This is a genomic window from Bartonella sp. AA126HLJHH, assembly GCF_042197425.1.
GTDB lineage: Bacteria > Pseudomonadota > Alphaproteobacteria > Rhizobiales > Rhizobiaceae > Bartonella.
In genome coordinates this window covers 1-10,390 of sequence record NZ_JBHIRU010000026.1, presented here as the reverse complement: position 1 = coordinate 10,390, position 10,390 = coordinate 1, and the positions used below count along the sequence as shown (strand labels likewise).

The 10,390-nt window shown below is 37.5% G+C and carries 16 protein-coding genes; 7 read left to right on the top strand and 9 right to left on the bottom strand.

Annotated elements, in window-relative coordinates:
- The 8 genes from ACFIQC_RS08535 to ACFIQC_RS08500 form a co-directional block, all read right to left on the bottom strand.
- On the bottom strand, positions 1-287 hold a 287-nt coding region (locus tag ACFIQC_RS08535), incomplete at its 3' end, for a YqaJ viral recombinase family protein (RefSeq protein ID WP_375707025.1).
- 1 nt (position 288) lies between these two features.
- Positions 289-1,155, bottom strand: a complete 867-nt coding sequence (locus tag ACFIQC_RS08530) for an ERF family protein (RefSeq protein WP_375707024.1) — start codon at positions 1,153-1,155, stop codon at positions 289-291.
- A 71-nt stretch (positions 1,156-1,226) separates the two neighbouring features.
- A complete protein-coding gene (locus ACFIQC_RS08525; RefSeq protein ID WP_375707023.1) occupies positions 1,227-1,949 on the bottom strand; it encodes a hypothetical protein in 723 nt (240 codons plus the stop codon).
- An 86-nt stretch (positions 1,950-2,035) separates the two neighbouring features.
- Positions 2,036-2,515, bottom strand: coding sequence for a hypothetical protein (locus tag ACFIQC_RS08520; RefSeq protein ID WP_375707022.1), 480 nt, complete (start codon positions 2,513-2,515; stop codon positions 2,036-2,038).
- A complete protein-coding gene (locus ACFIQC_RS08515; RefSeq protein WP_375707021.1) occupies positions 2,512-3,306 on the bottom strand; it encodes a hypothetical protein in 795 nt (264 codons plus the stop codon). The genes ACFIQC_RS08520 and ACFIQC_RS08515 overlap by 4 nt, the downstream gene beginning before the upstream one ends.
- 19 nt (positions 3,307-3,325) lie before the next feature.
- Positions 3,326-4,090: a hypothetical protein gene (locus ACFIQC_RS08510; RefSeq protein WP_375707020.1), complete on the bottom strand. Its 765-nt coding sequence runs from the start codon at positions 4,088-4,090 to the stop codon at positions 3,326-3,328.
- 113 nt (positions 4,091-4,203) lie between these two features.
- Positions 4,204-4,584, bottom strand: coding sequence for a hypothetical protein (locus ACFIQC_RS08505; protein ID WP_375707019.1), 381 nt, complete (start codon positions 4,582-4,584; stop codon positions 4,204-4,206).
- 189 nt (positions 4,585-4,773) lie between these two features.
- Complete coding sequence (locus tag ACFIQC_RS08500; RefSeq protein ID WP_114647946.1) at positions 4,774-5,085, bottom strand: XRE family transcriptional regulator; 312 nt, start codon at positions 5,083-5,085, stop codon at positions 4,774-4,776.
- Positions 5,086-5,179: 94 nt separating this feature from the next.
- Between ACFIQC_RS08500 and ACFIQC_RS08495 the strand changes: the two genes are divergently transcribed.
- Both ACFIQC_RS08495 and ACFIQC_RS08490 read left to right on the top strand, forming a co-directional pair.
- A complete protein-coding gene (locus tag ACFIQC_RS08495; protein WP_375645001.1) occupies positions 5,180-5,497 on the top strand; it encodes a hypothetical protein in 318 nt (105 codons plus the stop codon).
- Positions 5,498-5,507: 10 nt separating this feature from the next.
- Complete coding sequence (locus tag ACFIQC_RS08490) at positions 5,508-6,092, top strand: hypothetical protein (RefSeq protein ID WP_375707018.1); 585 nt, start codon at positions 5,508-5,510, stop codon at positions 6,090-6,092.
- Between the two features lie 187 nt (positions 6,093-6,279).
- Here the strand turns inward: ACFIQC_RS08490 and ACFIQC_RS08485 are convergent, their stop codons facing one another.
- Positions 6,280-6,957 (bottom strand): hypothetical protein, encoded by a 678-nt coding sequence (locus tag ACFIQC_RS08485; RefSeq protein ID WP_273788725.1) that lies wholly within the window; start codon positions 6,955-6,957, stop codon positions 6,280-6,282.
- Positions 6,958-7,032: 75 nt separating this feature from the next.
- Between ACFIQC_RS08485 and ACFIQC_RS08480 the strand changes: the two genes are divergently transcribed.
- The 5 genes from ACFIQC_RS08480 to ACFIQC_RS08460 all read left to right on the top strand — a co-directional run bounded on the left by ACFIQC_RS08480 (position 7,033) and on the right by ACFIQC_RS08460 (position 9,902).
- Positions 7,033-7,506, top strand: a complete 474-nt coding sequence (locus ACFIQC_RS08480) for a crossover junction endodeoxyribonuclease RuvC (protein ID WP_375707017.1) — start codon at positions 7,033-7,035, stop codon at positions 7,504-7,506.
- Positions 7,496-8,614 (top strand): hypothetical protein, encoded by a 1,119-nt coding sequence (locus tag ACFIQC_RS08475; RefSeq protein WP_375707016.1) that lies wholly within the window; start codon positions 7,496-7,498, stop codon positions 8,612-8,614. The genes ACFIQC_RS08480 and ACFIQC_RS08475 overlap by 11 nt, the downstream gene beginning before the upstream one ends.
- Complete coding sequence (locus ACFIQC_RS08470) at positions 8,601-8,942, top strand: hypothetical protein (RefSeq protein WP_375707015.1); 342 nt, start codon at positions 8,601-8,603, stop codon at positions 8,940-8,942. Before ACFIQC_RS08475 ends, ACFIQC_RS08470 begins: the two co-directional genes overlap by 14 nt.
- 185 nt (positions 8,943-9,127) lie before the next feature.
- Entirely contained in the window at positions 9,128-9,457 is a 330-nt protein-coding gene (locus ACFIQC_RS08465) for a hypothetical protein (protein ID WP_375707014.1), read from the top strand.
- Complete coding sequence (locus tag ACFIQC_RS08460) at positions 9,444-9,902, top strand: hypothetical protein (protein WP_375707013.1); 459 nt, start codon at positions 9,444-9,446, stop codon at positions 9,900-9,902. The genes ACFIQC_RS08465 and ACFIQC_RS08460 overlap by 14 nt, the downstream gene beginning before the upstream one ends.
- Positions 9,903-10,390: the final 488 nt, after the last annotated feature.

The window sequence follows — 10,390 nt, the reverse complement described above, 5'->3', positions numbered from 1 at the left end:
TCTATTGTGGGGTGTTGGATAAAGCCGCATTTTGTTATATCGGCATCATAAATGAAGCCATATTCTCTCAAGGCATCATCTTCATGCTCAATACCCCAACGCATATCTTCAGTTTCATAATAGGGGCTTGTTTCTCTTGTTAAGCGCTCTGTTATGAGTTTGATTTTGTAGTCTTCATATTTGCTTGTAGGCAATCCTTTTGCTGTCTTACTGAGTATGTTGTAAATGTTTGATGCGGTGACTTTACCCAAGCGCGCTTGAAACCATTCTGCTGTTCTTTGTTCCATATCACACCGCCGTTCTTTGTTCTTGTGATGCATATTCGATATCTTGGACGTGAATATATTCGGCATCTTGTATAGGAACGTATGTTTTCTCTTGTGGTGGGAGATATTCTAGTGCGCCTTCTCTTTGAATTCTTGGCTTGCTTTCTAATATTTTCAAAACGTCGTCTGCTGTTTCACAAGACATATCTGTTAGCTTTTCTACTTTTGCATAAGAGAGAAGCTTATTTTTATCCGATTCTGTTTGTTCGATTAATTCTTCGATTTGCTTTATCTGTTTAGAGGAAACTTTTTGATTATTTGTATCGTCTTCTTTGGCTTGCGTTTGACCATCTGTATCGTCTTCTTTACTTGCTACATTAAGAAGCATGCCTAACAGGTATCTCCGTGCGTAGGTAATTGTGGAACCAACTGATTGTATGTTATTTTTAGAGCCTGCATTGTCAATTGGAAATGTTCCTTCTGTTGAGATTTGATTGCCTGAAGGATGAGACAGAGTTATTTCTATGGTAATGTTTTTTTCTGTTTGATTTTTAATACGAGCAAACAAAGCAAAGTTGTATGTTGCAAGCCCTTCCTTTACAGCATCAATGTACTGATCAAGCGTAGCGTATTTGCTTTTTGTATGTTTATTAATGGCGTTTTGTTCGATATCTTTGTATGCCATTTGCACAGCCGAAAGATCACGGACAAAGTTTTGGCGCTCTTGTCGTTCTATCTCTTGTTCTCGCAATTTGAGAAGACGCTCTAAGCGATCCATATCGACGTCACGTTCTAAGGCTTTATTTAAAATACGTTCCATGACAGTTTGTTCGACGGCTAAATGATGTGTTTCTTCAATTTCTATTAGGTTAGTGTTTTGTTCACTCATCTTGATTTCCTACATTGCGCGCAATTCACCCGTGGCGTGAATCACGCATCTGTTAAAAGGCTGGTTGGTTGTTAAATTTTTATGTCTTGAGGAATTCTCGTGTTTCCGCGAATATTAGCTAATCCACGAATTTCGGCATTTCTAAAAATCTTGACTGCGTCATAAATGCGAGCACTATCATAAACTTTTGCATCTCCAAAAATCTCAACATTTCCATAATTAACATCATCCTCATACGTGAAATTGGAGCATGATATAATGACATCACCATAAACTTTAGCATTGTTATAAATGAGAGCAGGACCACAAATTATTGCGTTCCCATATACACGAGCATTGTCGTAAACCTTGGCACTATTCTTTATTCGTGCATTCTCAAAAATTGCTGCGTCACCATAAATACGTGCGTCATTGTAAACTTCTGCATCACCGCAAACATGAGATTTGTCGCGAACAACAGCATCACCAAAAACATGTGCACTACCAGAAACCTTGGCATTACCGTAAACAACAGCACGACTGTAAACTTGTGCATCAGAATAAACTGAAGCATTTCCACTAATACAAGCGCCATCAAATATCTTAGCATTATGAAAAATGGTAGCGCTTTCATACACCTTGGCATCATCATACACCCAGCAATTACCTTTATGACCTAAGTTATATTCCTTTTCAATAAAGCCACCAAGATCTCCTTTTTTGACATCATCAAAATCCCTTAAAGCACGAATACGGTGAAGAGTTTTTCCATCAAACTGAATTGTTTCATCAGTAAGTTCGTATTTCTTTTTCATGGTTTATTTCCTTGATTTGCGTACAATTCACCCGTGGCGTGAATCACGCTTGTGTTTAAAATGTTGTTTGTGTGGTTAGAAAGTGCTTATACGCTCTGTCTTTTCCTAAGGATATGTTCGGCTTTTCTATTATAACTAATATGTGTGTTGCCTGAAATACATGTGTCACCACATACAACAGCATCACCGCCAATATGAGCTTTTTCACAAACTTTGGCATTGCCGTGAATTTCGGTTCTTCCGTAAACTTGCGCATTATCGAAAATATGTGCATTGGATTCAACACAAGCGTTTCCAAAAACATTAGCATTTCCATAAATACGTGCATTACATGAGATACGTGCTCGTCCAAATACTTGTGCATTCTCATAAACTTGAGCATTATTGCAAACCTTAGCACTATCCCCAACCCAACAATCGCCCTCATGAGAGAGGTTGCCTTCATGCTCTATAAAACCGCCAAGATCACCTTTCTTGATGTTTCCAAAGTCTCTCAGTGCACGGATGCGACGCACTAGGCGACGATAGAGCATGTCTATTTCATCAGTAAGTTCGTATTTTCTCATCTGGTCTTTTCTCCAGTTGATATGGCGTTATAGTCATCAACGTGTGCCCTACCGTAAACTTTTGCATCACCGTAAACTTTTGCTTCTCCGTAAATTTCTGCCTTATCGTAAACACGTGCTTCATCGTAAACGCGTGCATCATCGTAAACTTTTGCACGCCCATGAACATGTGCATTGCCAAAAACCAAGGCATTACCAAAAACCTTGGCATAACCGTAAACCTCTGCATTATGGGAAACGCATGCCTTACCGTAAACGTGTGCATGGTCATAAATTTTAGCATCACCATAAATCTTTGCACTATCGTTCACATATCCGTCTTTAATTTTTGCATTGCCATAAACTTCTGCCTTATCGGAAACGTATGCATAACCGTAAACATGTGCTTTATCGGAAACTTTTGCTTCATCGTAAACGCGTGCACAACTGTAAACCTCTGCCTTACCGTAAACACGTGCTTTATCGAAAACGCGGGCACAATCGTAAACCTCTGCCCTGCCGTAAACTTCTGCATCACCGTAAACTTTTGCTTCTCCGTAAACTTCTGCCTTACCGTAAACACGTGCTTCATCGAAAACAAGTGCATTGTCATAAACATGAGCGTTATCATAAACGTTGGCATTATCATACACCCAGCAATTGCCATCATGGGATAAGTTGCCTTCATGCTCTATAAAACCGCCTAGGTCGTCTGCTTTAATACCACCAAAGTCTCTCAATGCACGAATGCGGTGAAGAGTTTTGCCATCAACTTCAATTGTTTCATCAGTAAATTCGTATTTTTTGTCCATGGTTTATTGCCTCTCGCCCTTATCTTAAAACAGTGTCATTTCCAGATACTTTTGTATTTCCGGTTACTTTGGCATTCTCGCAAACTAGTGCACCACCAAACACACGGGCATTTCCAGAGATTTCTGCGTGACCACCAACTTTAGCTTTTTCAGAAACATGGGCTCCATCATAAATTTTGGCAAAACTACAAACCTTTGCTTTACCGAAAATACGAGCATTGTCACAAGCGGATGCAAAGTGCGAAATTGTAGCGTTGTCGAAAACTTCTGCATTGTCATAAACGCGTGCATGTTCCGAAATTACGGCGTCATGGTATATTCTTGCTTCTCCATAAACCTTGGCATCACCGCAAACTTGTGCATTAACGTAAATTACTGCTCGGTCGTAAACATGTGCATCATCGTAAATTTTTGCATGATCGTAAATATGCGCATCATCGTAAACTTGTGCACTTCCATAAATACGAGAATTGTCGTAAACCTTGGCGTTACCGTAAACAACAGCACGACCGTAAACTTCTGCATCATCACAAACCATAGCATTTCCACTAATACAGGCGCCATCAAATATCTTGGCATTATCAAAAATGGTAGCGCTTTCATGCACCTTGGCATCACCATCTACCCAACAATCACCTTCATGACTTAGGTTGTCTTCTTTCTCGATATAGCCTCCTAAATCACCTGCTTTAACATTACCAAAGTCCTTCAACGCGCGAATACGGTGAAGGGTTTTGCCATCAACATTGATTGTTTCATCAGTAAATTCGTATTTTTTTTCCATGATTTTACTCCTTTAAGTTAGACTCTGCCTTTGTCGTTCTTGCAAAAGAACGGCATTGCATTGTGTGGTGAATTTTTTGAAAAGGTGGCGTCTTTTAAAAACGCCTTTAGCTTTTAAAGCACATCACAAGGACGCAAACGGTGTTGTTTTTCGTAAGAACCATACATTGCATCATCATATTCGCGCTGTTTTATATCATCTAAAAAAAAACCGTATGCTGTGCTGTGTAGAATAAAATCGTGAGGAATGTTTCCGTTGAAACACTGCTCTTCACATTCTTTAAGATAGAATTCGGCAATATCTTCAGAGATATCTTCGCAACGATTAGTCGTTGGTTCAATACGCAAAATTTGGACAGCATTATCGGCTTGGTCGATAAATTTGATCATGTCACTTTCTTCTAAGAAAGGACCAGATTTAGCGAGATTTTGCTCTTCATTTTCGCACATCACTAAGAGAATTTCATCAGAATTTATAAACACTGGTTTTGTCACAAATGCCTCCATAGAGCCTATTGGCAAAAGTTATTTTCTAAGATATGGAACTTATATTTCATTATTTATGAAAATTGTCAATATAAAAATTCAGAAAATATGAAATTTTAATAAAGTGTAGGTTAATTATGGATAAACTAATGTTAGAAAAACTTTGGAATTGTGGAGATAAAAAAGTGATGGCTGCTATTATTTTTTGTCTGAAGAACAAGAATTCTGAAGAATCGTTAAAACAGCTTTCTGAACTTCGGGATTTGCTTGATAATACAGTTGAATAAACTGTTCAGATTCTTTGATTAGAAAAGGGGGGATTTCGCCAAAAAAATCAATAATTTCTATTAATTCACTTGCTTTTATTGATCTTTTTGTACCTGAATCATGCAACATACTAGTTAAGGTAGATGGTAACACTCCTAAATGCTTGGCTAGCATTTTCTTACTACCATGACCATTTTTAGCTAATTGCGCATTAAGCCATACCTTTAACTGATCTGATTCCATAAAATACAAAGTCTTTCATATGAAATGAAAAATCAATAAAAAAAATATGAAATTTTATCTTGATAAAATTCATAAAATATGAAATTTTATCTTTATGAAAAAAGAACCTGCGTATACTATAATAAAATATCTAGGGGGGGCTGTTAACGTTTCGCGTATTTTGAAGAAATGTAAAGGTGCTGTTTATCGTATCACTTATTCTAAAGAGAAGGGTGGTTCTAATGGATTGTTTCCTTCAATTTATCAAGCGCAGTTATTAACCTACGCACGTGATCATGGGATAGATTTGCGTCCAGAAGATTTTTTTTATCCCGAGCGCTTGCAGAGATTAATGCAAGAGCAACACCCCCCAATTACGAAAATTTGCAAAAGTTCCAGCGTTGATAGCGCGGGTGAGACTTTGCAGCATTAAGGAGATAAAGATGAGTTCGAATGAGATTTTATGGATAGCAGTGGTTTCAGTTTTGCTCTTAAGCGGAGTGATGTTTCGTATTGCATTGTATTATCGCGACCAAGTTAAAGCACTTAAAGAGCTTATTGAAAATCTAAAATTCGAAATTAGGGTTTTAAAAGAAGAATGCAACGGAGCTATGAAGATCATTGGTGAGCGTAATGAGGATATACGAAAGTATGAAGCAGAGATTAAAGAACGTGACAAGCTAATAAAAAAATTTAAGCAACAGACTGAAGAGCATGAAAAGGCGTTCAGAAATGTAAGTGAAGTTGTAATGACACTAAAAGCAGATGTTCAATTACGCGACGAGGAAATTAAAGAATTGAAGCAAGAGATTAAAGAACGCGACGAGGAAATTGATGAACTAAAACAAAAGATAGACGCGTACCGAGAAGAGTTTAAACGGAAAAGTGAAAAGATACAGGCACTAAAAGCAGATGTTCAATCACGTGATACGGAAATTCAAAGACTAACACAAGAGCTTAAACAGCGTGATGAAGCAGTAAAAGCGCCGCCTCATAAGAATAAGAAGAGTAAGAAGAAGGGTAAGTGAGGTATAGAATGTCGACATATGTATTGGGATCAGCTGTTATTTGTACGATGTGTAATTTTTATTTATGTTACCTACTCTGGTCTTCTTGTAAACGACAAACAGAGCTTAGAAAAGAACTAGATGAAAAAGATGAAATAATACGTATGAAAGACGGCATGCTCAAAATATTAGCTTCTCCTAATGATGTCTATTCTTCAAAAGGTAGTAAAAATTCTGACCAACATTTTGTTTCAAGAACTTTTTCTGGATGATTTGATGAAGTGTGTTCTATGATAAAGATTACCACACTTTCGATATCTGGTTTTAGGTGGCGAACTGTGAAAGTAAAGCATATTTCTTTATCTCCCTTTAGATTAAAACAATCGCATATATCCTGCGACTTTAAATCTGCTGGAGAAGTGTTGTTAAAAACCATGCACTTTTCATCTACAGGGATTAAACATCCTATAGTAGTAGAAGTAAAATAACTACCTGTAACAAATGCAAATGGACTTTCATGAGGTATCCGAAAATTGTTTACTTTGACTATTCGTTCTGTAGGATTTTTTATGATTACATGTATTTCAATAAGGAGACGTTTATCGATCCTATATGCGTATGGTTTTGCTTGTATAGTAGCTTTTAGCTTTGGACCTAAGTCTCGTATTTGTTTTTCCTCCCATAAAATAGAGACGTGTTCTTTTGCGGTTTCAGATTGGCTTTTTAGATGGTCTAATTGCTCTTCTACATTGCATAAATCTTCTTCTCGAATTTTACTAGCTCTTTGTAAATCTTGTTTTCGGTTTCTATCATTTAGCCATATTCCCAAGAGTGTTAGCACAAATGATGCTATGCTAATTATAATAGCAATAGTATCTTTATCCATTTCTCATACATCCTTCTTTCCTTCATTTTCGGAAAAAAACACTTCTATAAAACACGTTTTGTATGGAGAGGTGCGGTGAATAACACGATTCTTTGTTTTGATCTAGGGACGAAGACGGGGTGGGCGATACGTGGTGCAAGTGGTGACATATTCAGTGGTACCGTGAATTTTCAATCGCGCCGTTTTGAAGGCGGTGGAATGCGTTACTTGCGTTTTAAACAATGGCTATCAGAAATAAAACAGACAGCAGGTCAAATTGACGTGGTGTATTTTGAAGAGGTGAGGCGTCATAAAGGTACAGATGCAGCGCATGTTTACGGTGGTTTGTTAGCAACGTTAACGGCGTGGTGTGAACAGCATCAGATACCGTATGAGGGGATACCAGTAAGTACGATTAAGAAAGCGACGACAGGCAAGGGGAATGCGTCGAAAGAAGAGATGATTAAGGCGGTGCGTGCAAAAGGGCACAATCCGAAAGATGATAACGAAGCAGATGCTTTAGCAATTTTATATTTAGTTAAAGAAAGGGAATTGGGGTATGTCCAGTAAATTACCATGGACGAGGCTTTTTGCAGACAAGTGGCTACTTGATCTTGCATATTTGCCAGCTTTTGAAGGTTTCATATATGTTAAGTTGCGCTTTCAAATGCTTCGCACAGGAGAGCCGCTTACGAATAATTTTAAAGTGTTATCTTTATTGGCTGGCTGCTCAGTAAAAAAATTTCAGAAGGCATTAGATCTTTTATTAGAAACTGGACATATCATTTGTTTAGAAGATGGTCGGTTGTGGAACCCAGATGTTGAATTAGAATTAAATGATAGCAAAGAGAAATCAGAAGCAGCAACAAAAGCAGCTCATTCTAGATGGCATAAAACAAAAGGTAAAAATGACAATAATCATATAAAAGAAAACGCATATGCGGATTGCATGCGGAGCGCATACGATGCGCATAGTGTTGCGCAATGCGAACGCAATGCCATTAACAATAACATTAACATATATAAAAAAAATAAAACTAACGTTTTATTAAAAAAAGAAATTGATTTTGAAGATTTAGAAACAATCGATTTGGTTGACGAGCCAATTGAGTGTGATGTTGAAAGCCAATCAGAGCAAACCAACCAACCTCCCATTCACGAGCAGACAAGCGTTCCTAAGAAAGCCAAGCGAAGTAAGGGGAAAAAAGAACTTGGAAGCGTACCAGAAGATTTTGAACCCGATTTGCAATACGCAATCGATAAAGGCTTAACGCATGATGAGGCGTTATTAGAATTCGAAAGATTTAAACTTCATTGGAAAGCCAACCCATGTCGAAATGCAAACAATCGCGATTGGCAAAGTGCTTGGTGTGGTTGGATTATTAACCAGAATGGAACGCTAGCCAAGAAATTAGAACAGGAGAAACGATATGCAAACGAACGCTATAAGCTCTCAACAAATAACTTCACAAACAGCCTTTCACAAAGCTTCAGTACACTCAAAGCAGCAATCACCACTAGCGATTCTTATGGATCAGAATGCAGCAGAGATACAGAGGCTATCAGTTCATTTGCAAGCACTTGCCAAGAGAGTGGATCGGAGTGTGTATCCTCCAATCTCTATGCATGGAAAGCCGTTGACGCTGGAGGAGAGATCGCAAGTTTTGCAAGACTGTAATCGCTTACAAGCACTGCTTTCACGGAAAGTTACGGTTGAACATATCGAGGCGGCTGCTTATTTGCTTTCTGGTCTAAAAATACCGGCAAATATAGACCCTAATGTTATCGCTTTAAATTACAGCATAGCCTTATCAGATGCTTCAGAATACGCTCTAAAGCAGGCTGTTAAGGATATCATATGCGGAAAAGCAAAAGGATTATCGAAAACCTTTATGCCAACAGGAGCAGAGCTTGCAGAGTATTGCAGAAATTTGAAAGCAGAGCTTTTTTCGGGAGCATCAGTCATGAAATCGCATTTAAAAGCATCCGAAAAAACAGCAAAGTAGTGAAATTTGCTGATGATTTTGAGAATAGACATGCGTTTAAATTGACAGAAAGGTACCGTACAGAGCGATTTAAAGATTTTATGATAAAAACCACATTGAAATTAAAAACGCTTCTATACGGTCCATTTTGAGGCAAATAAACCCATTGGTAAAGTTATGGATTTAGATAGGGGATATTAAACCAGATGTTTTTAAAAAAACGTAAACAGAAGGGGGGGAAAAAGTTCGTTGCAACGGCGGTGGGGCATGCCCCATGGGGATTAGGGGTAGCTGAGTATTTTTACAATCTTTACGAATACGAAGATGGATCAAGAGAATATGAGAAATTTGAAGGTGGTCAGTATCATGAGATGCCTGAGAAAGTTGATTACAGTACCAAGGCGCAAGTGAAAGCATGGGTTTATGGGGGTGCTATTCCGAAAAGCGTTCTCAATTACGAACCTCTTATAGATGAGCTCAATAAAGAGATCAAAAAATTATCGAAAACCGCAGGAAATAAATATGTTTACAGATAAGCAGCTAAGAGCCTTGTTTGGTATTATAACTTTTATATTTATATGTTTTTTAGGAATTAAAAAAAATCTTTACTTTATTCAGAGTATTTTGACATTCGCATCTGTTTCTTTGGTAATAGTCACAACGGTTTTTGCAATTTTATGCAATTCCAATATTCCTTCTGAGTTGCAAAACAACCCAAAATACAAATGCGGAAATACAACAGGTTGGAAGATATTAACACGTGATTTACAACAGCATATGCACCGACTCTTAAAGCTAATAAGTTTAGCACTTGTCGTTTTAATTTTTCCAAATAGTTATACTGTATTTTGGTATTTAGATATCGTTCTTTGGTACTTTTTTTTAGTTTATTCATTCTTTCTCATGTTGCATACACGCAGTTTAATAAACATGTTCATTTACGCACTACATTTTATACTAAAAACCAAAAGTAAAATTTAAAAGCACTTGATATTCAACTAGGTAGGTATCAAAATGAAAAAAATTGAAAAAAATAAAAAATACGTATTGACATTAAGGAAAGGTTCGTTTAGAAAGGCGTCAAGTGCTAAAAACACTATATGAATAGCGAGTAAACCACGATAAGGTTTCTCCCATTTCTTTAAAAGACTGGCTTTCTTTTATGCTTTAAGAGCGTATAATGATTATGTCGGGTGTAGCTATGCCATACAATACCCTTCGCGAGGGAAAAGCATAGCGGCGGACTATTCACCGTGTTTTTAGCGCCCGGCGCCCTTTTAGGGTTGTCAATTAAAAACTCTATTGAATAGGATTACTAGCATGAAAGCTACAGTTAAAAATCAAAAAACATCTCCAAAATATCAACTCACCAATCAAACAATTCTTCGTGAGGGTAAAAAACTTTATCGCATTAAGGCGTTAAGAGATTTTGGTGATGTTAAAGCTGGTCAACTTGGTGGCTATATTGA

Coding starts and splice junctions, on each gene's coding strand:
- ACFIQC_RS08460 (WP_375707013.1), top strand. CDS start 9,444: ATGTTTACAGATAAGCAGCTAAGAGCCTTGTTTGGTATTATAACTTTT.
- ACFIQC_RS08495 (WP_375645001.1), top strand. CDS start 5,180: ATGAAAAAAGAACCTGCGTATACTATAATAAAATATCTAGGGGGGGCT.
- ACFIQC_RS08510 (WP_375707020.1), bottom strand. CDS start 4,090: ATGGAAAAAAAATACGAATTTACTGATGAAACAATCAATGTTGATGGC.
- ACFIQC_RS08525 (WP_375707023.1), bottom strand. CDS start 1,949: ATGAAAAAGAAATACGAACTTACTGATGAAACAATTCAGTTTGATGGA.
- ACFIQC_RS08485 (WP_273788725.1), bottom strand. CDS start 6,957: ATGGATAAAGATACTATTGCTATTATAATTAGCATAGCATCATTTGTG.
- ACFIQC_RS08520 (WP_375707022.1), bottom strand. CDS start 2,515: ATGAGAAAATACGAACTTACTGATGAAATAGACATGCTCTATCGTCGC.
- ACFIQC_RS08490 (WP_375707018.1), top strand. CDS start 5,508: ATGAGTTCGAATGAGATTTTATGGATAGCAGTGGTTTCAGTTTTGCTC.
- ACFIQC_RS08475 (WP_375707016.1), top strand. CDS start 7,496: ATGTCCAGTAAATTACCATGGACGAGGCTTTTTGCAGACAAGTGGCTA.
- ACFIQC_RS08465 (WP_375707014.1), top strand. CDS start 9,128: ATGTTTTTAAAAAAACGTAAACAGAAGGGGGGGAAAAAGTTCGTTGCA.
- ACFIQC_RS08530 (WP_375707024.1), bottom strand. CDS start 1,155: ATGAGTGAACAAAACACTAACCTAATAGAAATTGAAGAAACACATCAT.
- ACFIQC_RS08515 (WP_375707021.1), bottom strand. CDS start 3,306: ATGGACAAAAAATACGAATTTACTGATGAAACAATTGAAGTTGATGGC.
- ACFIQC_RS08500 (WP_114647946.1), bottom strand. CDS start 5,085: ATGGAATCAGATCAGTTAAAGGTATGGCTTAATGCGCAATTAGCTAAA.